This window comes from Paraburkholderia sp. RL17-373-BIF-A (genome assembly GCF_046030175.1).
Classification (GTDB): domain Bacteria; phylum Pseudomonadota; class Gammaproteobacteria; order Burkholderiales; family Burkholderiaceae; genus Paraburkholderia.
This window is the reverse complement of sequence record NZ_JARESO010000003.1, coordinates 289,384-312,744: the sequence shown is the minus strand read 5'-3', so window position 1 is coordinate 312,744 and position 23,361 is coordinate 289,384. Positions and strand designations below refer to the sequence as shown.

Genomic DNA, 23,361 nt, shown 5'->3' with positions numbered 1-23,361 from the left:
CGTCAGGCGTTGGGGTTGTTGCCGCCGCTGTTCTGGCCGCCGCCTTCATGCACCGCGCGTACGGCGGCCACGATGTTCGCGTAGGCGCCGCAGCGGCAAATATTGCCGCTCATGCGTTCGCGGATTTCATCGTCAGAGAGTTGGGCGGGACGGTTGCGCACATCGGCCGTGACGGTGCTGGCGGTGCCGTTGCGGAATTCATTCAAAAGGGCAGTCGCGGAACACAACTGCCCCGGCGTACAGTAACCGCACTGAAAGGCATCGTGTTCAATGAATGCGCGCTGCATCGGACTCAATGCGCCATTGGCGGCAAGCCCTTCAACCGTCGTGATGTTCTCGCCTTCATGCATCACGGCGAGTGTCAAACAGGAGTTGATGCGGCGGCTGTCGGCGAGCACCGTGCAGGCGCCGCACTGTCCGCGGTCGCAGCCTTTCTTCGTGCCCATCAGGCCCGCGTATTCCCGCAACGCATCGAGCAAGGTCACGCGCGGCTCGAGCTGCAGCGTGTACGCGCGGCCGTTCACCGTCAGCGTGACCGGGCGCGGCGGCACGGCTTGCTGAACCTGAGCCGGTGGCGCGGTTGGGGTTTGAGTCTGCGCGCGCAGATGCGGCGCCGCGCCGACCGTGGCGGCAGCAGCGGCCGATTGAAGAAAGCGGCGGCGTGAAGGTTTGGGTGGGGTGGCGGCTGAGACGTCGCCCGGATCCTGACTTTCGTTATGCTTGGACATGACGTTCTATTGACTCCATTGAAAGGTCAATGCAGGCTAGCGATGCGTCGGTATCCGAAGCGTCGCGATCCCTTGGACAGCGGGCAGCAAATTCGGTGCCGTTGCATTCACAACGGTATTAGCAAATATCGGAGACAAAAAACGTGAAGTCCATTTTCAGAGTCCAGCCTGCGCAACGACCGGTGCCGATGGTGCAAACCCTGGCGATCGTGATGGCCGTGGCGGTCGTGCTGACCGCCTGCCACGGCGGCGGTGACAGTGATTCGCCGCCGCCGCAAGCCAACACGCTGCCGGGTTTCATTACCGCTTCCTCGGTGAGAACCCAGGCCTACGACGGCAACACCGACGACCTGCTCACCGCGGGCCTCGGCAAAACCGGCCTCGGGTCGGCCACGGCGCCGGCCATTGCCAACGCTGCGCAACCTACCGCCGCCGAACTCCGGCGCCTCGCCATCTGGTCGAATTATCGGGCGCTCGTCGACATGACGGCGACCGGCGGCTATGGACGCTTCTGGGGGCCAAACGTCGACCTCAACGGCAACGACACGCTCGGCGAAGGCAAGATCGCCGGCAAGGAATACCTCGCTTACGCTGACGACGGCAGCGGCACACAGAACGTCACCATGCTGGTGCAGATACCGGCAAGCTTCAATGCGGATCAGCCGTGCATTGTCACGGCAACGTCATCTGGTTCGCGTGGCGTGTACGGCGCGATTTCCGCAGCCGGCGAGTGGGGCCTCAAGCGCGGTTGCGCGGTGGCGTACACCGATAAAGGCAGCGGCAATGGCGCGCATGAGCTGTCTTCCAACCTGGTCACGCTGATCGACGGCACGTTGCAGGATGCCACCGCTGCAGGCAAGAACAGTTTCTTCACGGCCAACCTGGGCAACACCGATCTCGCGACTTACAACAGCAAGTTTCCGAATCGCTATGCGTTCAAGCACGCGCACTCGCAGCAGAATCCGGAGCAGGATTGGGGCAAGGATACGTTGGAGGCGATCCAGTTCGCGTACTGGGCCCTCAACGATTCTTTCGGCACGCTGAACGGTTCGACCCGCACGGTGCGTTATGCAAGCGGCAGCATCACGACTATAGCGGCCTCGGTGAGCAACGGCGGCGGCGCATCGCTCGCGGCGGCGGAACAGGATACGTCCGGTTGGATCACCGCGGTCGTCGTGGGCGAACCGCAGATCAATTTGCGCTTGCCCGCCCAGGTGTCGGTGGCTCAGGGCGGCGTGCCGGTCGGAGCATTCGGCAAACCGCTCGCCGACTACATGACGCTTGCCAACATGCTGCAACCGTGTGCGGCGCTCGCGCCCGCCGCGGCCGGCGCGCCGTATCTGTCGGCATTGCCGGTCGCCACGACGACGGCGATTCGCACCGCGAGATGCGCGTCGCTGGCAACCGCTGGCGTAATCGCGGGTGGGAACTTGACGACCCAGGCGACCAACGCGCTCGCGCTTCTGCATCAGAACGGCTATCAGACCGACTCCGATCTGCTGCAAGCGCCGATGTGGGACTCGCAAGCGGTGCCGGCCGTCGCCGTGACCTATGCGGATGCGTACGCGAAAGCGAGCGTCACCGCCAACCTCTGCGACTTCAGCTTCGGCACGACGAGTTCGACGGGAACCGCCGGTGTGACGCCGGCCGTGTCGCCGATGCCCACGGTGTTCGGCAATGGCAACGGAGTGCCGCCGACCAACGGCATCAACCTCGTCTTCAACTCGGTCGGGGGCGCGGCGGACCACCGGCTGGCGACCGCCGACGCCAGTTACCAGGGTGCCTCCTGCCTGCGTACGCTGTGGACGAACGGTACGCTGACCAACAGCGTCGAGGCCATTCGCGTGAATGCGAATCTGCATGGCAAACCCACCATCATCGTGCAGGGCCGCGCGGATACACTGGTGCCGATCAATCACGCGTCGCGGCCGTATCTCGGCCTGAATCAACTGAGCGAAGGCGGCGCGAGCAAGCTATCGTTCTATGAAGTGACGAATGCCCAGCATTTCGACGCGTTCCTCGGCGTGGCGGGTTTCGATTCGCGCTTCCTGCCGCTGCATTACTACAACCTTCAGGCGCTCAATCTGATGTGGAGTCATTTGAAGAGCGGTACGCCGCTGCCGCCGTCGCAGGTGATTCACACGATACCGCGTGGCGGCGCGCCCGGCGCCGCGCCCGCGCTGACCACGGCCAATCTGCCTGCGATCGCGGCGAATCCGGGCGTCAATGCGATCACTGTGAGCAACGGCGCGGTGAACGTGCCGAACTGAGTCGCGCACAACGGAAGCACCGGCTCGCGGCTGCGCTTCACGCACGCGAGCCGGCGTGCGTGAAGCGCCGTCGGTGAGCATGGCTGATCGGGAATAAACGATGCTATAGCAGACGAAGTGAAGCGCGTTCAAAGGAGAGCGAATGCAGTTCGACTACAGGCATTTCCATATCGATTGCCGCGCCCGCCACGCAGACGACGGCCTCTACTATGCGAGAGCGAAGATCACTCGCGTACCGCAGAAAAAAGAGCACGTGCAGGCGCACGATTCCGGCGACATCGACGCCTTTCCCAGCCAGGCCGATGCCATTTCATGCGCCAGGTCCTGGGCGATCGAGTGGTGCGACGCGGCCGCGCAATAGGGCGCATTGCAGGGAGTGCAGGGAGGACATGCCGTGGCCAGGCTTCGAATCGCGACTTTCAACATCAACGGTATCCGCTCGCGCCTGCCGGCGCTGCTGCAATGGCTCGAACGCGAGGCGCCCGACATCGTCTGTTTGCAGGAACTCAAGGCGGTGGACAGCGCGTTTCCTGTCGAGCAACTGCGCGACGCCGGCTATAGCGCGATCTGGCAAGGGCAGAGCGCCTGGAACGGCGTGGCGATTCTGTCGAAAGGCGAAGCGCCGCTGGAGAGCCGCCGCGGCCTGCCCGGTTTCGAGGACGACACGCATAGCCGCTACCTCGAAGCGGCAGTCGGCGGCGTGCTGGTGGCGTGCCTCTATCTGCCGAACGGTAATCCGCAACCGGGCCCCAAGTTCGACTACAAGCTGGCGTGGTTCGATCATTTCATCGAGCATGCGGCGAAACTGTACAAGAGCGCCCATCCGGTCGTGCTGGCGGGCGACTTCAACGTGGTGCCCACCGACGAAGACATCTATAACCCGCGTTCCTGGCTGAAGGACGCGCTGCTGCAGCCCGAGAGCCGCGAGCGTTACCAGCGGCTGCTCGCGCAAGGCTGGACCGACGCGCTGCGAACGCATTTCGGCGACGAACGGGTCTATACGTTCTGGGACTATTTCCGCCGGCATTGGGATACCAACTCCGGATTGCGCATCGACCATCTGCTGCTGAGCGCCGACCTCGCGCCGCGCTTGCGCGATGCGGGCGTCGACCGCTGGGTGCGGGGCGAGCCGCACGCGAGCGATCACGCGCCCACGTGGGTCGAACTGGAGATGAGTGCGGGGCGCCGCAAGAAAAGCGGCGCATAGGAGTGTAAAAGCGGCGTATAGCGGGCGCATAAGCGCGAAACGGGCGATCGCTCATCGCGGATCGCCCGGCGATCAACCGCGTCGAAAATCAACGGCGATAGTCGCGTCCAGCGGCACCGTGTGCCCACAGCGCACCGGCCACGAAGCCGGCGAGCGCGACCACCGCGATCGCGGTGAAGGGGCTTTCCGCCGTGGTTTCACGCACGAGGCTCGTGGTGCTCGCGGCTAGTTGCTGGGCTTTGCCGCTGAGTTCTTTCGCCTTGCCGGCCAATTGCGTGCCGGTATCGCCCAATACATCGCCGACCGCGCCCTGAACCTTGCCCGCGACTTCCTTCACTGCGCCTTCCGCTGAGTTAGCTGCCGAATTGGTGTCCATACGTTTTTGCTCCCATTGTCATATTTACGTGTGAGCCATTGCGATCGCAACGCGGCCACACCAGGGTGTCGCGCAGGCCGCGCCGAGAAGCGCGGCTTACGTCCACCAGACAGGGCGCAAGAAGCGCGCCCGACGGAAAAAGCAAAACCGGTGGCGCCGGACTGGAGCGTCAGTGCCGCCGCCGGGAATTGATCCCCACGAATACGGCCATCAGCATAAGGAAGCCGCCGAACAGCAGCGCCGAATTCACCACGGCGTGCGTAAACCCGAGTCGCTCGACATTGATGAACGGATAGGGGTAGAAATCCGACAACGTTCCGCGCCAGAAGGTCACGCCGAGATAGGTCAATGGATACACCAGCCACAACAGACAATGCCGCAGCTTCAGGTGAAAACGCGGCACGAACAGCACCCAGTAAAGCGCGGCGAGCATAGGCAAGACACTGTGGAGCGATTCGTTGAGCAGGAGCCGGAATGCCGTAGGTGTCCAGTAACCTCGCAACAGCAGGTTGTAGGCGATCCCGACAAACGCCATGTACACCACCACGGCGGTGACGACGGTGGGTTGCCGGAAAAATCGCGCGGGCGTCGACCGGTGGCCACGCAACGCCACGCAGGTAAAGCAGATCGCGCAGGCGAGAACCGTCAGATTGGTGAGGTAACTGCTCATGCGGGCGAAGCCGTCGAGCACGGTCAGCCCGCGGGCGAGCGTGCGATCGATCGTGACCTCGGCTTGCGCGACGATGGAGATCCACGCAATGACGGCGATGATCGCCGCCAACGTCACCGACGGAACACTAGGCGTATGCAGCGGAAGCTCGGGCTCCCGTTGCTCGGAAAGGGCAGGGCGCATGCGTTCGATTCTATACACACTGCATGGGCTTTGCAGTGTGCGCTATGGCTCTGCAGTGTGCGCTATCGAGCGCACGCGCTGAATCGATCATGCGGAGGGCCGGAAAAATACTACGGCGTGCTACGCGAACCGGTCACCGGCTGCATGCGCCCGACCACGGCGGGAATGGTCGAACTCGCCGGAGTGGCTTCGTCGATCGCGGTGCGTCCGCCGTCGTGGAAAAACGCCAGTTCCGCGGCTTTGTTCAGCACCAGGATGCTGATGCGACGATTGGTCGGCTCGTCGGCGACATGGCTGTTCAGCGGCAAGACGTCCGCCAGCCCGCGCACCTGCAGCAGCTTTTCGCCATGCATGCCGCCGGCGACCAGCGAGCGGCGCGCGGCGTTGGCGCGTTCGGACGACAGTTCCCAGTTCGAATAGCCTTCCGGGCCCGCGGTGTACGGCACCGCATCCGTATGGCCGGCAATCGAAATGCGGTTGTCGACGTCGTTGAGCGCGGCGCCGATCTGCGTGAGGATCGTCACCGCGTAGGGCTGCAGCTTCGAACTGCCGGAAGGGAACATCGGCCGGTTCTGCGAATCGACGATCTCGATACGCAGCCCTTCGTTCGTGATCGAAATGCGGATCTGATCCTTGAACGCCTTCAATGCGGGGCTTTGCTCGATCAACGTAGTGAGCTTCGCCTTCAGTTGTTCGAGACGCGCCGCATCGGACGGCGCCACGGTCGGCGCGACGGTGGCGGGCGGAGTGGGCTGGGTCTGGCTCTTCTTGCCGTCGCCGGGCCGTGTATCGGAGATGTCGCGGCCGCCGCCTTGCACCACGCTCGGACGCGCGGCGGCGGTGCCTTCGTTGCCGCCGAGCAGGCTCGACAGGGGCGTGTTGAAATAGTCCTCGATACCCTGCTTGTCGTACTTCGACGTGGAGCCGAGCAGCCACATCAGCAGGAAGAACGCCATCATCGCGGTGACGAAGTCGGCGTAGGCGATCTTCCATGCGCCGCCGTGATGGCCGCCGTGGTCATCGCCCCTTCTCGAACGGCGCACGATCACCGGCGCCGGCGCCTGTTCCTCCTGCGAGGCGCGCGATCTTCTTTCGCTCATCATGCCGCTCCGCGTCAGGCCGACTTCGGCATCTTGGTGGCGCGCACGGCGTCGTCGAGTTCCTGGAAGCTCGGACGGTCGGCGGTGAACAGCACCTTGCGGCCGAACTCCACGGCGATCGGCGGCGCGTAGCCGGACAGCGACGCGAGCAGCACGGCCTTTACGCACTGGTACGGCTTGGCCTCAGCGCGGCCCTTCGCGTTGAGCAGATCGGCCACGGGGCCGATAAAGCCATACGCGAGCAGAATGCCGAGGAACGTGCCGACCAGCGCGCCGGCAATCATCTCGCCGAGCACGGCGGGCGGCGCGCCGACCGAACCCATGGTATGAACGACGCCCATGACCGCCGCGACGATCCCGAAGGCGGGCAAGCCGTCGGCCATTTTCTGAATGGCGTTGGCCGCGACCGACGCTTCCGCGTGATGTGTGGCCAGCTCCTCGTCCATCAAGTCCTGCACTTCGAGCACGTTCACATTGCCGCCCGACATCATGCGCAGATAGTCGACGATGAAATCGAGCAGATGATGGTCCTCCAACACGTGTGAATACTTCTGGAAGATCACGCTTTCTTCCGGCGCGGTGACGTCCGTTTCGAGCGACATCATGCCTTCCTTGCGCGCCTTCTGAAGCAGTTCATAAAGCAGCGCGATCAGCTCTAGATATTTTTCCTTGGTGTAGCCGCCGCCTTTAAAACATGAGGGAATCGCCTTGATGGTTTTCTTCAGCGTGGAAGTCGGATTGCTCACGACAAATGCGCCGATTGCCGCACCGAAAATACAGAGTAATTCGAACGGCTGAACAAGCGCCGGCAGGTGCCCACCCACGCCGACAAAACTCCCGATCACAGAACCGATCACTACAACCCAGCCGATTGCGACAAACATACTCTCTCCGATTATCTTGCGCGACGCACGGCCGATCAGAGCAGGTCCTATTTCAAGGCCTTTTCTTGTGCGTCATAAAATTTTTGCATGTATGGGTAAACGGCTGGATTCGTTGTTGCTGAAGTGCTCGGCTGGGTGAAACACTAAAAATTTCACCAATCGGTTAGTTTATTGAATGGGTGCCGGTAAATTTGTCCGCTCATTGCGATCGTTGCAATTGCAACTTGTATTCGCCCAGTCCGGTAAAACCCCCGTGTCAATCTGCCGCTGATGCAAAACGGATACGTAACCTTTTTACCGATCGGTCTGCTAGCATGACGAACAGTTTGTATCGACGGCCATTCCCCGGGGACACCTCGCCACAGTGCCCCCGTCGACCACGAATACCGGCAGCGCTAGCGACTCACCCGGAGAACAATGCCGCATGCGGAATCTGACATCTGCTGCTCGATATTGGCTGGTTCGCAAGGCGGCCGCCTGCATGACGGGTCTCGGCCTGCTGTTCATTTCCACTCTCAGTCACGCTCAGGAGTTTTCGCTATTCGGCGGCGGCTCGCGCGCGAGCAGTATCAACACCTATACGTGGGCCTTCAACTATCAGGAAGGCCTGGGGCAATATTTCGCCGCGAGCTTCACGTGGCTCAACGAAGGGCACATTCCCGATCATCATCGCGACGGGCAGATGATCCAGTTGTGGGCGCGCCTTCCCGTGGGCAGCCCTCAGTTCGTCGTGCAAGCGGGCGTCGGCCCATACCGCTACTTCGATACGACCACCGCCGAGCAGGGCGGCAGTTATTCCAACACCCACGGCTGGGGCGTGGTGTACAGCGTGCGCGCCGCGTATTACGCGTCGAACCGGTGGATCACGCAGTTCCAGTTGAATCGCGTGCACGTTCAGCGTGGACCGGATTCGACCGGCGTGATGTTCGGCGTCGGCTATCAGCTCGACGCGCCTGGTTCGCCCGGTCCGCGCGACTGGGCGATCGGCAGCACGCACAAGGTCACCAATAACGAAGTGGCGGTGTATCTCGGCAAAACCATCGTCAATTCGCCCAGCTCACCGAACGCAGTGGGCGGCGCGATCGAGTACCGGCGCGGCCTTGCGAAATATCTCGACGTGACGGTCGGCTATCTTCACGAAGGCAGTACCAAGGTGGCGCGCCGCGACGGGCTAACGAGCCAGTTGTGGGCCACACGCGCGTTCCTCAACGACAAGGTTTCGTTGGCGGTCGGCTTCGGCGCCTACTATGCGATCGACGAGAACGAACATAGCGAGACGCCCGGTCCGGGCGCCGGGACGTTCTCCGGCCTCATCACGATTGCGGGCTCGTATCGCATCACCGAGCACTGGGATGCGCGGCTCGCATGGAACCGCGTCATGACCCGTTATGATCGTGATTCGGATGTGATATTCGGTGGCGTGGGCTACCGTTGGTGAAGGCTTACTCGACCCACGCAGGATGTTGTCGTGCCAGCAGAAGCAGTCTCTCGAGCCGCTAATCAAGACCCGGAAAAACGGAGAAGAGCATGAAAGCCAGCACCATCGCCGAACGGGAGGCCCGGGGCCGCGCCGCCCGCGAGCATTCGAAACGGTCGAGCCATAAGGCGGTAGGCGAGTTGCATCGCAACCCGATCGAGTTGCTCAAGCAAAGCAGCGAGGGCCGGGTGCAGAACCTCGTGCCGCTGCGCTATGGGCGCATGGCCGCCTCGCCTTTCACGTTTTTTCGCGGCACCGCGATCCTGCAGGCGCACGATCTCAGCCAGGTGCGCGACTCCGGCCTGACCATGCCGATCTGCGGCGACGGGCACTTGATGAATTTCGGCGGCTTCGCTACGCCCGAGCGGCAACTCGTCTTCGATCTGAACGACTTCGACGAGGTGTCGATCGGGCCATTCGAGTGGGACCTGAAACGTCTGACCGCAAGCTTCGTCGTCGCCGCGCGTCACATGCGCCTGAGCCGGGGCGCCGCTGAAAACCTGGTGATGACGGCGGTCACCGAATACCGCGACCGCATGGCGCAGTACGCGCAATGCGGCGCGCTCGAACTCTGGTACGACCGGATCACCTTCGACCGTATGGCGGAAACGGCGTTGACACCGGAACGCCGCCGCACCGTAAGGCGCGGCATGGAAAAAGCTGCGAGCCGGACGCACGAAAGCCTGCTCGAGAAAATGGCCGAGCACGACGGCGACCACTGGACGATCCGCGATGCGCCACCGGCGCTGTTTCATATGCTGGGCGCCAACACCCTGTTCACCGCGGAAGAGACCGAAGCGTTCCGAGGCGCGAACTGGCGCAAGTTGCTCGAACGCATGTGGGGCGAGTATCTGAAGACGATGTCGCATGACCGGCGCGAACTGCTCAGTCATTTCACCGTGCAGGATCTGGTGTTCAAGGTGGTGGGCGTGGGCAGCGTCGGCACGCGCTGCATGGTGCTGCTGTTGGTCGATCACATGGGCAAGCCGCTGTTCCTGCAGCTGAAGGAGGCGCGGCCTTCGGTGATCGCGCAGTTCTACAAATCGCCGGTCATCAAGCACGAAGGTGAACGCGTCGTGCAAGGACAGCGCATGCTGCAGGCCGCGAGCGACGTCTTTCTCGGCTGGGCGACGGGGCCGCTCGGGCGGCAATTCTATTTCCGCCAGCTGCGCGACATGAAGCTCTCGGCGAACATCGAGTTGTTCGACATCGACCTGCTGGAAGGCTATGCGCGGCTCTGCGGCTGGATCATGGCGCGCGCGCATGCCAAGGCGAGCGGGCAGGCGATCGAAGTCAGCGCGTATATCGGCCGTGGCGACCAGTTCGCGGAAGCGCTCACCGGCTATGCCGCGACCTACGCGGATCAGGTGGAGCGCGATTACGACGTGTTCCTGAAGGCGTGCCGCAGCGGACAACTCGAGGCGCGCACGGACGAAGACATGGCGGCGGATTTCCGCGTGTAGCGGCGGTGTTGGCGCGGCTCTCCGCGTTGGACTGCATGCGAGCCGTGTAACGCGCATGGACTGAGCGGCCTACGCGCGTACGCGTGTGCGCGCCTCAGTCTCTGCTGTCTACGCGCGCCTCGCGCAACGTCACGAAATGCAAGCGCCGTTGCCGAGCGGCGTCGATCACACGCGGCAGCACCGCGAGGATCAACGGCGTGCCCTCGATCGTGAGCGCGGCGTTGCCGTCGTGGAGTAGCAGAATGTCGCGCGGCGCGAGGCCGTCGAGCAGCCGCCGCGTCACCACCCCGGGATCGCGCTCGCGCGTGTCGTAGCCGCGCCGTGTCCACGCTGCGAGCCGCAGATCGAGCTTGCGCAAGACCGGTTCGAGAAAGATGTTTCGCAGCCCCGCCGGCGCGCGGAAGAACATCGGCCGTTCGCCGCTTAGGGCTTCGAGCGTGCGTTGCGCGGCGTCGATCTCGCGCGTGAGGGCGCCCGGCAACGTCACGGAAAACGTGTGGACGTGAACCTGCGAATGGTTTTCGAGCGCATGGCCGCGCGCGACGATCTCGCGTGCGAGTTCCGGATAACGCTGCGCCTTCGCGCCGATGCAGAAGAACGTGGCGCGCACGCCGAAGGCGTCGAGCAGATCGAGCACTTGCGGCGTGACGAGGGGATCGGGACCGTCGTCGATGGTCAGCGCGATCGCGTCGGCGTTGCGCGCGGACGCGGGCAGGCGGGTCCAGTTCGGACCGAGCAGCGAGGTGCGCGGCAACAGACCGGCCACCGTGAAAATGGCGTGATTCACAAAGATCGCGGCGAGCCACCAGGGCCACGCGGCGGGCGCGACCAGCCATCCTGCCAGCACGAATACGTGCCATGCGGCGGTGGTGGTGAGCATCGCGGGATAGCCGGTTTGCGGCCAGCGGCGTGGCGGCACGTGGTGGACGCCATGCGGCGGCGTGGGGAGTTCTTTCATAAAGCGTGCTTCCTGTCTTCCTTCCTCCTTCCTGGGAAGGCCTTGAATCGCGCGCGCGGCGCGCAACAGCAAACGATACCATTGATGCGCGCCGCGACGCGCCCGCGGACAGGAACGGCAAATAATGAAAGCGCGCTGAAAGACGTTATGCTTCGCGACGGCCGGGCCTTCAGGGCGGCCGCTCGTCCAACTCACTGTGCCTAATTCGCCGGTTCGTGCCGGTCATGCGTCCATGCGTTTGCGTCACATCGAAATTTTTCACGCCATCATGCGCACGGGGTCGCTGTCGAAAGCGGCGGAACTACTGTGCGTGTCGCAGCCCGCCGTGAGCAAGGCGCTCGCGCACGCCGAGCGTAGCCTCGGTTTCGCTTTGTTCAACCGCGTGCATGGCCGCTTGCAGCCGACGCGTGAAGCGGAGCTGCTGTTCTCCGAATCGCAGAAGCTGCACGCGAATCTCGACGGCATTCGCCATCTGGCGCGCAATCTCGCGCTGCAACCGGAGGGGCACCTACGCATCGGCTGTCTGCCGAGTCTCGGGCTGAGTCTGATTCCGCCGGCGGTGCAGGCGTTTCGCCGCGACTTTCCGCGCGTGTCGCTGAAGATTCAGACACGGCATACGGAGGAGTTGCTCAACGCGTTGCTCACGCGCGATCTCGATCTCGCGATCGCGTTGAATCCACCGGCGCGGCCCGGCATCACCGCGGTCGAGCTGGGCCGCACGGCGATCGTCTGTGTCTGTCCGCCCGACGATCCCGACGCGCGGCAGCCGATCGATCTCGCGGCCTTCCTCGCGCGCGACTGGATCAGCATCGGCAATACCGATCCGCTTGGCGAACTGATCGGCAATGCGCTCGAAGCGCAGGGCCTCGATGAAAGCGTCGCCGCCGTCGAAGCGCAGACCTGGTATGTGGCGCGCGCTCTCGCCGCACGCGGCATCGGCTATGCGCTGCTCGACGAACTGACGGCGCGCAGCGGCGCGGAGCCGGTCGCGATCCGGCCGGTGACGCCCGCGCTGTCGGCGGGCGTGTTCGCGCTGTGGCGCGACGGCGGCATGGACTCGCAGGCCGGCAACGCGTTTCTCGACGTGTTGCGCGCGCCCTTCGCCTGAGCCGTCCCTCGGGTTCGAGCTCTTAACCCTGGGTTATGGAGCCGTGCATCTGCTCATTTGCTGCGCGCATTTCGTCGCGCCACACTCATGTGGATGAATCTTCGAAGGCGTGATGTTTATGCGGGTATGTGTACTTGGTGCGGGCGTGGCGGGTTTGACGAGCGCCTATCAACTGGCGCGAGACGGCCACGAGGTAACGATTCTCGAAGGCCGCGACGGTGCGGCGCTCGAAGCGAGCTTCGCGAACGGCGGCCAGTTGAGCTATAGCTATGTCGCGCCGCTCGCCGATCCATCGGTTCTGCCGCATCTGCCCGCATGGCTGCTGCGAAGCGATTCCGCGTTGCGTTTCGTGCCGCGTCTCGATCCGCAGCAGTGGCGCTGGTGCCTGTCGTTTCTGCTCGCCTGCCGCGGCGAACGCGCGCGTCAAACCGCCATTGAGATGCTGCAACTGGGCGCGTTGAGCCGCGCTACGCTGCACGATCTCGTGCAACGCGAAGCGATCGACTTCAACTACGTGCGCAACGGCAAACTCGTCGTGTACCGTGACGCGAATGCGTTCGATGCGGCACGTCGCAAGATGGCCTATTTGCAAACGGCAGGCTCCGATCAGCGTGCGCTCGACGCCGCCGCCTGCGTGGCGCTCGAACCCGCGCTCGAACGCGCGCAGCCGTTGCTGGCGGGCGGGATTCATACGCCGTCGGAAGAGGCGGGCGATTGCCACCGCTTCAGCGTCGCGCTCGCCGACGTGCTGAAAACGCGCTACGGCGTGACGATTCACTACGAGACGCCGGTTCACTCGTTCGTCACCGAGCGCGGCTCGGCGGTGGCCGTGCGCACGCCGCAAGGCGAATGGCGCGCGGATGCCTTCGTGGTCGCGTTGGGCAACGGCAGCGCGCCGTTGTTGCGCGAGCTCGGCATGCGGCTGCCGATGTATCCGCTCACCGGCTATAGCCTCACCATTCCGGGCGCGCCCGGCCAGGCGCCGCGCGTGAGCGTGACCGATCTGCATCGCAAGCTGGTGTACGCGCCGCTTGGCGAGCGTTTGCGGATTGCGGGCATGGTCGAAATCGCCGGCATGCATGTCGCGCAACGCGAGCGGCGTCTGGCCTTGCTCAAGCGCCAGGCGCAGGAGATTTTCCCGGATGCCGGCGACTACGCGAAGGCGCAGACATGGTGCGGCCATCGGCCGGCCACGCCGGACAGCAAGCCACTCATCGGCGCCACGCCTTATCGCAATCTGTGGCTCAACACAGGACACGGCGCGCTCGGCTTCACGCTGGCGTGCGGCAGTGCGCGTGTGATCGCCGATGCGATCGCGGGCCGCACGCCGCCGCTCGACCTCGGCGCCTATGCATGGCAGCGCTAGCGCACAGTGCGTTGCATTACGCCGTCTTTACAGAACCACCACAACACGCCGCTTCGGCGCCACGAAAGGAGACCTCATGAAACTCGCTGTAGCCCTCACCACGATCGCCATCGCCACGACGCTTGCCGGCACCGCGCGGGCCGAAGAGACTAGCGCCACGCTGAAAAAAATCCGCGACACCGGCGTGATTTCGCTCGGCGTGCGCGAATCGTCGGTGCCGTTCTCTTACTACGATGAACAGCAGCAGGTGATCGGCTACTCGCAAGCCTTCGCGCTGAAGATCGTCGACGAGGTGAAAAAGGAACTGAACCTGCCGAATCTGAAAGTGAAGGAAGTGCCGATCACGTCGCAAAACCGCATTCCGCTGGTGCAGAACGGCACCGTCGATATCGAATGCGGCTCGACTACGCATACCAAAGACCGCGACAACCAGGTGGCGTTTTCGAACAGCTTCTTCCAGTACGGCGTGCGCATGATCGTGAAGAAAAGCTCGGGCGTGAAGGACTTTCCCGATCTCGCCGGCAAGACCGTGGTGACCACGGCGGGCACTTCCGAGGAACGCCTCTTGCGGCAGATGAACAACGACAAGGGCATGAACATGCGCCTGATCAGCGCGAAAGACCACGCGGAATCGTTCCTCAATGTGAAGACCGGCCGCGCCGTGGCATTTGTGATGGACGATCCGCTGTTGTATGGTGCTAAAGCCAAAGAGGCGGACGCGGACGACTACCTGATCACCGGCACCTCGCCGATGTCCGAAGTGTATGGTTGCATGTTCCGCAAGGAAGACCCGAGGTTCAAGAAACTCGCCGACGGCGTGATCGCCCGGCTGCAAACCTCGGGCGAGGCCGCGACCATGTACCAGAAGTGGTTCACGCAGCCGATTCCGCCGAAGGGCATCAACCTGAACTATCCGCTGTCGGCGGATATGAAGTCGCTGTTCGCGAACCCGAACGACCGCGCGCTGGATTGAGCGCTCGCTGGGCGTTTCCCGTGGCGCTTTCCACGCCGTCCGGTCCGGCAAGTTCGTGTGCAGCGGTCCGCATCATGCATCAACTGCACAAACGAGGAGACGTGCCGTGACGGAAACGGGAGTCAAGAAGGTCGCGCTGGTGACGGGCGCGGGCAGCGGGATCGGTCGCGCGTGCGCGCTCAAGCTGCTGGAACACGGTTATAGCGTCGTACTGGCCGGCCGTCGTCAGGCGCCGCTCGATGCCGTCGTTCAGGAGGCGCAGCCACTCGGCGGCGACGCGCTCGCCGTGGCGTGCGACGTCACCAACGCCGATAGCGTCGCCGCGTTGTTCGAGACGATCCGCGCGCGCCGCGGCCGGCTCGACGTGCTGTTCAACAACGCAGGCCGCAACGGTTCGCCAGTCGATATCGACGAACTCGATATCGACGAATGGCGCTCGGTGGTCGACACCAATCTCACCGGCGTGTTCCTTTGTACGCGCGCGGCCTTCGGTCTGATGAAAACGCAGAGCCCGCGAGGCGGGCGCATCATCAACAACGGTTCCATCTCGGCGCATGCGCCGCGGCCCAATAGCATTGCCTATACCGCGACCAAGCACGCCATCACCGGCCTCACGAAAGCCGTGTCGCTCGACGGCCGCAAATACGACATCGTGTGCGGGCAGATCGACATCGGCAATGCGGCGACGGAAATGGCCGAACGCATGGCGCGCGGCGTGCCGCAGGCCAACGGCGAAATCGCGGTCGAGCCGCTGATGGACGTTCAACACGTGGCGGACGCCGTGCTGCACATGGCGGAGCTGCCGCTCTCGGCGAACGTGCAGTTCATGACGATCATGGCGAGCAAGATGCCGTTCGTCGGGCGGGGGTGACGGCTGCGCGCGCGCCCGACGCAAAGAGCAAGCGGCGCGAGATCAACTTATACTGATCGCTTCCCGCCTCGATGGAAAGCGATTCGCCGTGCCCCGAGCCACACCCAAGGACGACCCGCAACCGGTGCCGCCCGTGCAGCCCGATCTCGACGACTGTTGTCATAGCGGCTGCAATCCGTGTGTTTTCGATCTCTACGACGACGCGCTCGAACGTTATCGAACTGCGCTCGCCGAGTGGCAGGCGCGGCAAGCGCAGCAGACGCCACATACGGCAACGCGGCAGAGCAAGCCGCGTTCGCACCGTTGAACGGCGCTCGAGATTTAGCCTTGAGACCGCCGCAGCCCTTCACCATGCCCCGTCATGACCGACCTTCAGTCCGCGCCTCACGAACCCCTGAATGATTCGCACACGCTGGACGACCTGCATCGCTTCGTGCAGCGTTATCCGCGGCTGTTCGTGCTGACCGGCGCGGGCATCAGCACCGACTCCGGCATTCCCGGCTATCGCGACGACAAAGGCGAGTGGAAACGCTCGCCGCCCATCACGGTGCAGGAGTTTCTCGGCACGCTCGCCATGCGCCAGCGCTACTGGGCGCGCAGCATGGTCGGCTGGCCGGTGGTCGCGCACGCGCAGCCCAACGCCGCGCATACCGCGCTGGCCCGGCTCGAAGCGGCCGGCCACGTGCCGACGCTGGTGACGCAGAACGTCGACGGCCTGCATCAGCGGGCGGGCAGCCGCGAGGTGATCGAACTGCATGGTGGCATCGATGGGGTGACGTGTCTGGACTGCGGCATGCAACACTCGCGCGCGTCGATCCAGCAGACCCTTGAAGCCGACAATCCCGCGCTGCTGAACGTGACCGCCGAAACCGCCGCCGATGGCGACGCGCATCTCGAATGGCACGATCTCGGCGGCTTCCGCATTCCGGCGTGCTCGAACTGCGGCGGCTTGCTGAAGCCGGCGGTGGTGTTCTTCGGCGAAAGCGTGCCGAAGGAGCGCGTGGAGGCGGCCTCGCAGGCGCTCGACGCGGCGGACGCCGTGCTGGTGGTCGGCTCGTCGCTGATGGTCTACTCCGGCTATCGCTTTTGCGTGTGGGCGCAGAAGCAGGGCAAGCCGGTCGTCGCGATCAATCTGGGGCGCACGCGCGCCGACCCGCTGTTGTCGCTGAAAATCGCCGCCCCGTGCGCCGCCGCGCTGACCGCGCTGGCCGGCCGGCTGGCGCTGGATTAAACCGGTCACACCGATAAAAAAAGGAATGCCGATGTTGACGACGATCGCACAGCTCGAAGCCCTCTACGGTCAGCCGCACGAGCGTGCCGTGCGCAAAGAGATTTCATCCATCAACGAGGACTATCGCGCATTCATCGAAGTCGCGCCGTTCGGCGTGCTCGCGACCGCCGGACCGGAAGGCCTCGACTGTTCGCCGCGCGGCGACGCGCCGGGCTTCGTGCGCATCGTCGACGAACGCACGCTCGCGCTGCCGGACCGGATCGGCAACAACCGCCTCGACAGTCTGCGCAATATCATCGTCGAGCCGCGGCTCGCGCTGCTCTTCATCATTCCCGGCGTCGGCGAAAGTTTGCGCGTGAACGGCCGCGGCCGTATTACCAACGATCCGCACTGGCTGGACAGTTTCGCCGTCGAAGGTAAACTGCCGCGCACCGTGCTGCTGATCGACGTGGACAGCGTCTATTTTCACTGCTCGAAAGCGTTGGTGCGCTCGAAACTGTGGGACCCGGCGCGGCACGTCGAACGTTCGCGGCTGCCGAGCGCGGGCGAGATTCATCGGCGCATCAACGGCGTGCAGTTCGACGCGGCCACCTACGATCGCGAACTCGACGAACGCGTGCGCACGACCCTGTACTGAAACTGAAACCGAAGCTCAACCGAACCTGAACATGACAGATTCCCAATCGGCGTTGCGGCAACATTCGCCATCCGCTGAACGCAACCGCGAACCGATCCTCGCGGTGTTGCGTGCGGCGCTGCCGGTCACCGGCCGCGTGCTCGAAATCGCGAGCGGCACCGGCCAGCACGCGATCTGGTTTGCCCGCGCCATGCCCGGACTCGACTGGCAACCGAGCGACGCCGATGCCAGCGCGCGTGATTCGATCGCCGAGTGGACCGCGCACGAGGGGCTCGCGAACGTGCGCGCGCCGCTCGCGCTCGACGTGCATCAGCCGGACTGGCGCGTGGACACGCTCGACGCCGTGGTGTGCATCAACATGATTCACATCTCGCCCTGGAGCGCGGCGCAGGCGCTGTTCGCGGGCGCGAGCCGCCGTCTCGTCGATGGCGGTGTACTGTATCTGTACGGTCCTTACAAACGCGGCGGAGCGCATACTTCTCCGAGCAACGATGCATTTGATCAACAGTTGCGCGGCCGCGATCCGGAATGGGGCGTGCGCGACATGGAAGCCGTGGTGGCGTTGGGCGCTTCAGTCGGACTCGTGTGCGACGAGCCGATCGCGATGCCGGCCAACAATTTCAGTCTGGTGTTCAGGAAAAGCGTGGACGCGGCGCGGGTCTGACGAACGTCAATGCAGGTTAAGCGCGGGTTGGACGCGGATTCAACGCACTGAAAAGCGCCGCCCGGTGTCCGCCAACGAGCGGCAAGCTGGCATTTCTTTTATTCTTTCACCCTCGACGTCGCACTGACGTTCTTTCCGGCGCGGCGTCACGACATTTTTTGGACTCTGGAGAATTCACATGGGCAAACAGGCAATCGGCGTGGTGGGGCTAGCGGTCATGGGCCGGAATCTGGCGCTCAACATCGAGAGCCGCGGCCACGCGGTATCGGTGTACAACCGTAGCCGCGAGAAAACCGACGAACTCATCGCCGAATATCCGGACAAGAAGCTGGTGCCGGCTTTCACGTTGGAAGAATTCGTGGAGTCGCTGGAAAAGCCGCGCCGCATTCTGCTGATGGTCAAGGCAGGCGAAGGCACCGACGCCACGATCAACCAGTTGAAACCGCTGCTGGACAAGGGCGACATTCTGATCGACGGCGGCAACACGCATTTCACCGACACCATCCGCCGCAACCAGGATCTCGCGAAGTCAGGTCTGCACTTCATCGGCACGGGCGTGTCGGGCGGCGAAGAAGGCGCGCTGAAAGGTCCGTCGATCATGCCGGGCGGCCAGCGCGACGCGTACGACCTCGTGGCCCCGATCCTCACCGAAATCGCCGCGAAGGCGCCGGACGGCGAGCCGTGCGTCGCTTACATGGGGCCGGACGGCGCGGGCCACTTCGTGAAGATGGTGCACAACGGCATCGAATACGGCGACATGCAACTGATCGCGGAAAGCTACGCGGTGCTCAAGCAGGTGGTCGGGCTGTCGAACGAAGAACTCGGCAAGGTCTATACCGAGTGGAATCAGGGCGAACTCGACAGCTACCTGATCGAAATCACCTCGAAGATTTTCAGCAAGAAAGATGACGAGACCGGCAAGGATCTGGTCGACGTGATTCTCGATCGCGCCGCGCAGAAAGGCACCGGCAAGTGGACCAGCCAGAACGCACTCGATCTCGGCGCGCCGCTGCCGCTAATCACGGAAGCCGTGTTCGCGCGCGTGCTGTCGTCGCTGAAGACGCAGCGCGTGGCAGCAAGCAAATTGCTGGAGGGGCCGCAGGCCAAGCCGCTCGGCGTCGAACGCGACGCCTTTATCGAATCGGTGCGCCGCGCGCTGTATTTCAGCAAGGTGATTTCGTACGCGCAAGGCTTCGCGCAACTGCGCGCCGCCTCGGAAGAGTACAAGTGGGATCTGGACTACGGCACGATCGCGAAGATTTTCCGCGCCGGCTGTATCATCCGCGCCCGCTTCCTGCAAAAGATCACGGACGCTTATACGAAGGACAAGGCGATTGCCAATCTGCTGCTCGATCCGTATTTCCGAGACATCGCCAGGAATTATCAGGCGGCGTTGCGCGAGGTCGTGGTGGCAGCGGTCAACGCGGGCGTGCCGGTGCCGGCGTTCGCGTCGGCCATCGCGTATTTCGACGCGTATCGTTCGGAACGCCTGCCGGCGAACCTCGTGCAGGCGCAGCGCGATTTCTTCGGCGCGCATACGTTCGAGCGTATCGACAAGCCGGGCAGCTTCCACGCGAACTGGAGCTGAGCGTTTGAATCGCCGTCCGGCGCGCCCTTGCAGCAAGGCGCGCCGGCCTGTGAAAGCGCTTCAAACCCAGTTGATGAATTATTGCTGAAAGCCAGCGGACAGGTAGCGCGGCGGTTCGGTCCGTCTGCTACTGTTGCGAAATTCGAAATAGAGTTTCGTCGTTTTAGGGGTTTCCCCTAGGTGTCGACACTCCTAAACTTCTATTTAAGCGCTACGGCACAACAAGCCCACAGCGAATTAAAAAACAAGTTCTGGAGGTTTACATCATGAAGGCTCTTATCTCTGCAGTTGTCGTCGCCGCCGCTCTGGCCGCTCCTGTCGCTTCGTTTGCTCAATCGAATCAGCCGGTGACGCGCGCTCAAGTCCGCGCTGAACTGGTTCAGCTGGAAAAGGCCGGTTACAACCCGGTTGGCGATCACTTCGATTACCCGGCTAACATCCAGGCCGCCCAGGCACGTGTCGATGCGCAAAACGGCACCGCCCAGGCTGTGAACAGCGGCTACGGCGCACCGATCGCCGGCAGCTCGCAAGCTGGCCGTCCGGTGAGCAGCAACGACCGTAACTCGGTTTACTTCGGCAACTAATTTACGCCGAAGCTGATGGAAATGCCGCCTGGCTCATAGGCGGCAAGCAAATAAAAACGCCGTCCGGATTGCCGGGCGGCGTTTGTCGTTTACGGCGCGGCGCGGGCGCCGGCATCCGACACGATGTCGGTGCGCGCTCGTCGACCCGCGATCCTCAACGATTGGGCAAATGCGGAATCGCTTCGTTGCTCGTCAGATTGAGCTGATGAATCTGCCGATGCGCCTTGTTCAGATGCGCCTGCGCGGCCACGCGCTGCGCTTCCAGTTGCGACACCTCTTTGCGCACCTGATGCTGCCGGTTCGACACCGCCTGCTCGTGCGTGCCGCGCCTTTGCAGATCGCTGCGCAGCCGCTCGGCCTGCACCTCGGAGCGCGCGATCATGCGCGCGAGCTGTTCGTTCTGCGCTTCGAGTTGGGCGCGGCGGGTTTCGCCGTCCGCGAGCCGCGTCGCCTGCTCCTCGAAATGATGGAAGGCGGTTTGGGCGGCTTCGAGATCGGTGGCTTTCAGTGCGCGCCACAGCGAGCCGTCCTCATACAGGGCGACGTAGTAGGTCAGTTCCTTCGCATGGAAGAGCAGGCTGACCGAATAGTCGAAGCTGCGGAATACGCGAAACGGCGCCAACGCTTCCTCTTCGGCGAGCCATTCGACTTCGGCGATGTCGGCAATCTGCACGCCGCGCACGCCGACCTGTGCCGGCACCACCGGCACCGGCCGCAAGGTGCTCACCGGACGAACCGGCCTCGGTTCCGCGTCCAGCGCCGCGGAGCCGGCGGACGAGTCGTCGGCCGCTGCCGGTTCGTTGTCGTCGGACGAGGCGGGATCGGAGGCGCTCGCGCGCACGTCATGCACGAGATGCGACGGGCCTGCCAGCACGTGGCGGCGGTTCAGGAGACTTTTCACGGCGGTCCTCCGGTTGAGTCGCCCGAAATCCGCAAACGGCGCCGACAGTGAAGCGTGCCGGTTAGTCTGGCAGGCGAGCGGTGAGCGAAACATGGCGGACCGGCGGCGTTGGTGAACGGACGCCGGGGGTGCGCGGCAATACGGATGCAACCCGGATGCAATCCGCGTGCGTGGCTCTAATGCAGCGTGCGATGCCGGCGGCCTATTTCATCGAATAATGCGCGGCTCGGTTCGAGGGCGAGCAGCCAGGATTCGTCGTAGCCGCTCAGATTGTCGAGCGCCTCGCGCAGCCGCTCGATCGCCAAAGCAGGAATCTCGACGCTCGCCTCCACGCCGCTCGACAATCCCGCAATGCTGGCCAGTTGGACGAGGGCGTCGGCGGCTTCGGCCACGTCGGCGGCGAAGACCAGGTGCGTGTTCAGCAACTCGACCAGACCAGGCGACGCCGCGACATCGTCGACGTGGAGTTGCACGGCCAGAAAAGTGGCTTTGTTCATTCTCAACTCCCTCGCAGAATCAGTCGTTTTGCTTACGGCGCGTCGCGGCAGCATGACTGAGTATAGGCGAGGGCTCAAAGGATTCAATGCTCACACAAATCGGCCGCGCGGCCTGCTGACGACGGGCGAGCGGGCTAGCGCACCTATAATGGGGCCAGCCCGGAGGTGGTTCGCCCAAGGCCTGGCGGCCCGCTATGCACAATGGATCGCATGACTGGCCGGTGTCGTTTTTCTCAACTGCCTCGTGACCATGAAGATCATTCGCAGCAAGAATTTCACCGCGACGCGCGCTTGGGGCGCGCTCGATATCGCCAACATGGGCGGCATCACGACGCGCCTGCATTGGACCGATCAGCCTTATAAATGGCACGTCAACGACGGCGAGGAAGTGTTCGCCGTGCTCGATGGCCGCGTCGAGATGCGCTATCGCGAAGGTGGCGTCGAACAGTCGGCCATTCTGGAGACGGGCGACGTGTTCTACGCAACGGTCGGCACCGAACATGTGGCGCATCCGATCGGCGCGGCGCGCATTCTGGTGGTCGAGGCGGAAGGCAGCGTCTGAATGTTGGCGGACGGCCGATGCCATGCCGGCGCGGTTGTCGCCGCGCACGGCGGCATAATGGATAACCGTCGCCGCGCCCTCGAGACGAGCGGCACGGCAAATGCTTGGGCATCGATTGAATCCGATTGATTGAACAAAGTGTCGAGGAAAATCACATGACAAGACCATGGCAATTGACGGGGACCCGGTTGCTGGCAGCGGCCGCACTCAGCGTGATGTTCAGCGGCTGTACGACGATGCCGTGGGAGAGCACGCCGTTTTACAGCAGCACGCCTTCCGGCCCGACCACGCTCAGTACGGTTCCGGTTCCCGCCGGTTTCTACCGGGTCAATCCGGGCGACACGATCGGCGGGATTGCTTCGGCATATGGCCGCAAACCGCAGGAGGTCGCGGCGTGGAACGGCCTTGCGGCCAATGCCGCCGTTACGCCGGGCCAAGTGCTGCGAGTCTCTCCGCCAATGGCCTCGGGCAGTGTCGTGACGCCGCCGGTTGCCGTCGGGCCGACCGGTCCCGCTACGCCCGGCGCGCCCCCGGCATCCGCCGGACCGCAGCAAGGCGTGTTGCAATGGCCGGTCCGCGGCCCGGTGCTGAGAACCTTCGCGCCGGGTAAATCGAACGGCATCGTGATTGGCGGGCGTGCGGGCGATCCGGTCAAGGCAGCCGCTACCGGCCGCGTCGTCTATGCCGGCTCGGGTATCGAGGCGTACGGCCCGCTCATCATCATCAAGCACGACGACTCGCTGATCACCGCCTACGGGCAGAACAGCACGCTGCTCGTCAAGGAAGGCGACGCGGTCGCGCAGGGGCAAACCATCGGTGAAGTCGGAGTGGATAGCCGCGGTGTCGCGTCGATCCAGTTCGAGGTCCGCCAGAACGGCCAGCCGGTCGATCCGCTCGCGTGGCTGCCCAAGTCGGGCGGCTGAAGCTTCTTTTTAGCGCGATTTCAGCGCCGCGTTAATTGAATATACTGTGTGGCTAAACTGCCGGCGCCGTGTCCGCCCGTCGATACCGACGGCGCGGTGCGTCGACCGGCTGTCATAGGCTGTCATTCACAGGCGCACAG

Annotated in this window: 25 protein-coding genes; 17 read left to right on the top strand and 8 right to left on the bottom strand. The window is 63.8% G+C overall.

Annotated features, from left to right (window positions below; all coding sequences use genetic code 11):
• Positions 1-2: 2 nt before the first annotated feature.
• Positions 3-728, bottom strand: coding sequence for a 2Fe-2S iron-sulfur cluster-binding protein (locus P0D80_RS05610; protein WP_408176963.1), 726 nt, complete (start codon positions 726-728; stop codon positions 3-5).
• 188 nt (positions 729-916) lie between these two features.
• On the opposite strand from P0D80_RS05610, the gene P0D80_RS05605 reads away from it, so the two are divergent.
• The 3 genes from P0D80_RS05605 (at position 917) to P0D80_RS05595 (ending at position 4,205) form a co-directional block, all read left to right on the top strand.
• A complete protein-coding gene (locus P0D80_RS05605) occupies positions 917-2,998 on the top strand; it encodes a D-(-)-3-hydroxybutyrate oligomer hydrolase (RefSeq protein WP_408281963.1) in 2,082 nt (693 codons plus the stop codon).
• Positions 2,999-3,140: 142 nt separating this feature from the next.
• Positions 3,141-3,359 (top strand): hypothetical protein, encoded by a 219-nt coding sequence (locus P0D80_RS05600; RefSeq protein WP_408176964.1) that lies wholly within the window; start codon positions 3,141-3,143, stop codon positions 3,357-3,359.
• Between the two features lie 33 nt (positions 3,360-3,392).
• On the top strand, positions 3,393-4,205 hold the full coding sequence (locus tag P0D80_RS05595) for an exodeoxyribonuclease III (protein ID WP_408176966.1): 813 nt from the start codon (positions 3,393-3,395) through the stop codon (positions 4,203-4,205).
• Positions 4,206-4,293: 88 nt separating this feature from the next.
• Here the strand turns inward: P0D80_RS05595 and P0D80_RS05590 are convergent, their stop codons facing one another.
• The 4 genes from P0D80_RS05590 to motA all read right to left on the bottom strand — a co-directional run bounded on the left by P0D80_RS05590 (position 4,294) and on the right by motA (position 7,418).
• Entirely contained in the window at positions 4,294-4,581 is a 288-nt protein-coding gene (locus P0D80_RS05590) for a CsbD family protein (protein ID WP_132382142.1), read from the bottom strand.
• Between the two features lie 169 nt (positions 4,582-4,750).
• Complete coding sequence (locus P0D80_RS05585; protein WP_408176967.1) at positions 4,751-5,434, bottom strand: Pr6Pr family membrane protein; 684 nt, start codon at positions 5,432-5,434, stop codon at positions 4,751-4,753.
• A gap of 110 nt (positions 5,435-5,544) precedes the next feature.
• Positions 5,545-6,534: a flagellar motor protein MotB gene (gene motB / locus P0D80_RS05580; RefSeq protein ID WP_408281891.1), complete on the bottom strand. Its 990-nt coding sequence runs from the start codon at positions 6,532-6,534 to the stop codon at positions 5,545-5,547.
• Positions 6,535-6,548: 14 nt separating this feature from the next.
• The gene (motA, locus tag P0D80_RS05575; RefSeq protein WP_408176969.1) at positions 6,549-7,418 is read right to left on the bottom strand and encodes a flagellar motor stator protein MotA; all 870 of its coding nucleotides are present in this window, start codon (positions 7,416-7,418) and stop codon (positions 6,549-6,551) included.
• Positions 7,419-7,842: 424 nt separating this feature from the next.
• Here motA and P0D80_RS05570 point away from each other — a divergent pair, with 424 nt between their 5' ends.
• Positions 7,843-8,856, top strand: coding sequence for a hypothetical protein (locus P0D80_RS05570; protein ID WP_408281889.1), 1,014 nt, complete (start codon positions 7,843-7,845; stop codon positions 8,854-8,856).
• Between the two features lie 89 nt (positions 8,857-8,945).
• Positions 8,946-10,358 carry a DUF2252 domain-containing protein gene (locus P0D80_RS05565; RefSeq protein ID WP_408281887.1) on the top strand — a complete coding sequence of 471 codons (1,413 nt, stop codon included), beginning with the start codon at positions 8,946-8,948 and terminating at the stop codon, positions 10,356-10,358.
• 94 nt (positions 10,359-10,452) lie between these two features.
• Here the strand turns inward: P0D80_RS05565 and P0D80_RS05560 are convergent, their stop codons facing one another.
• A complete protein-coding gene (locus P0D80_RS05560) occupies positions 10,453-11,316 on the bottom strand; it encodes a polysaccharide deacetylase family protein (RefSeq protein ID WP_408281885.1) in 864 nt (287 codons plus the stop codon).
• A 232-nt stretch (positions 11,317-11,548) separates the two neighbouring features.
• On the opposite strand from P0D80_RS05560, the gene P0D80_RS05555 reads away from it, so the two are divergent.
• The 10 genes from P0D80_RS05555 (at position 11,549) to P0D80_RS05510 (ending at position 20,338) form a co-directional block, all read left to right on the top strand.
• Positions 11,549-12,424 carry a LysR family transcriptional regulator gene (locus P0D80_RS05555; RefSeq protein ID WP_408281883.1) on the top strand — a complete coding sequence of 292 codons (876 nt, stop codon included), beginning with the start codon at positions 11,549-11,551 and terminating at the stop codon, positions 12,422-12,424.
• 118 nt (positions 12,425-12,542) lie between these two features.
• Positions 12,543-13,790, top strand: coding sequence for a D-amino acid dehydrogenase (locus tag P0D80_RS05550; protein ID WP_408281881.1), 1,248 nt, complete (start codon positions 12,543-12,545; stop codon positions 13,788-13,790).
• Positions 13,791-13,866: 76 nt separating this feature from the next.
• The gene (locus tag P0D80_RS05545) at positions 13,867-14,763 is read left to right on the top strand and encodes a glutamate/aspartate ABC transporter substrate-binding protein (protein WP_408281879.1); all 897 of its coding nucleotides are present in this window, start codon (positions 13,867-13,869) and stop codon (positions 14,761-14,763) included.
• Between the two features lie 106 nt (positions 14,764-14,869).
• Positions 14,870-15,634 carry an SDR family oxidoreductase gene (locus P0D80_RS05540; protein ID WP_132382162.1) on the top strand — a complete coding sequence of 255 codons (765 nt, stop codon included), beginning with the start codon at positions 14,870-14,872 and terminating at the stop codon, positions 15,632-15,634.
• Positions 15,635-15,722: 88 nt separating this feature from the next.
• Positions 15,723-15,941: an oxidoreductase-like domain-containing protein gene (locus P0D80_RS05535; RefSeq protein ID WP_132382164.1), complete on the top strand. Its 219-nt coding sequence runs from the start codon at positions 15,723-15,725 to the stop codon at positions 15,939-15,941.
• A 54-nt stretch (positions 15,942-15,995) separates the two neighbouring features.
• Entirely contained in the window at positions 15,996-16,865 is an 870-nt protein-coding gene (locus P0D80_RS05530; RefSeq protein ID WP_408281877.1) for an NAD-dependent protein deacetylase, read from the top strand.
• A 31-nt stretch (positions 16,866-16,896) separates the two neighbouring features.
• Positions 16,897-17,502 carry a pyridoxamine 5'-phosphate oxidase family protein gene (locus P0D80_RS05525; RefSeq protein ID WP_408281875.1) on the top strand — a complete coding sequence of 202 codons (606 nt, stop codon included), beginning with the start codon at positions 16,897-16,899 and terminating at the stop codon, positions 17,500-17,502.
• A 31-nt stretch (positions 17,503-17,533) separates the two neighbouring features.
• A complete protein-coding gene (locus P0D80_RS05520; RefSeq protein ID WP_408281874.1) occupies positions 17,534-18,166 on the top strand; it encodes a DUF938 domain-containing protein in 633 nt (210 codons plus the stop codon).
• Between the two features lie 178 nt (positions 18,167-18,344).
• Positions 18,345-19,754: an NADP-dependent phosphogluconate dehydrogenase gene (gene gnd, locus P0D80_RS05515; protein ID WP_408281872.1), complete on the top strand. Its 1,410-nt coding sequence runs from the start codon at positions 18,345-18,347 to the stop codon at positions 19,752-19,754.
• 266 nt (positions 19,755-20,020) lie between these two features.
• Complete coding sequence (locus P0D80_RS05510; RefSeq protein ID WP_132382174.1) at positions 20,021-20,338, top strand: DUF4148 domain-containing protein; 318 nt, start codon at positions 20,021-20,023, stop codon at positions 20,336-20,338.
• A gap of 154 nt (positions 20,339-20,492) precedes the next feature.
• On the opposite strand, the gene P0D80_RS05505 is transcribed toward P0D80_RS05510, so the two are convergent.
• Both P0D80_RS05505 and P0D80_RS05500 read right to left on the bottom strand, forming a co-directional pair.
• Positions 20,493-21,239 (bottom strand): DUF2968 domain-containing protein, encoded by a 747-nt coding sequence (locus tag P0D80_RS05505; protein WP_408281870.1) that lies wholly within the window; start codon positions 21,237-21,239, stop codon positions 20,493-20,495.
• 176 nt (positions 21,240-21,415) lie between these two features.
• Positions 21,416-21,736 carry a hypothetical protein gene (locus P0D80_RS05500; RefSeq protein WP_132382178.1) on the bottom strand — a complete coding sequence of 107 codons (321 nt, stop codon included), beginning with the start codon at positions 21,734-21,736 and terminating at the stop codon, positions 21,416-21,418.
• Positions 21,737-21,986: 250 nt separating this feature from the next.
• Here P0D80_RS05500 and P0D80_RS05495 point away from each other — a divergent pair, with 250 nt between their 5' ends.
• The gene (locus tag P0D80_RS05495) at positions 21,987-22,298 is read left to right on the top strand and encodes a cupin domain-containing protein (protein ID WP_408176984.1); all 312 of its coding nucleotides are present in this window, start codon (positions 21,987-21,989) and stop codon (positions 22,296-22,298) included.
• Positions 22,299-22,453: 155 nt separating this feature from the next.
• Positions 22,454-23,221, top strand: coding sequence for a peptidoglycan DD-metalloendopeptidase family protein (locus P0D80_RS05490; protein WP_408281869.1), 768 nt, complete (start codon positions 22,454-22,456; stop codon positions 23,219-23,221).
• The last annotated feature ends 140 nt before the right edge of the window (positions 23,222-23,361 follow it).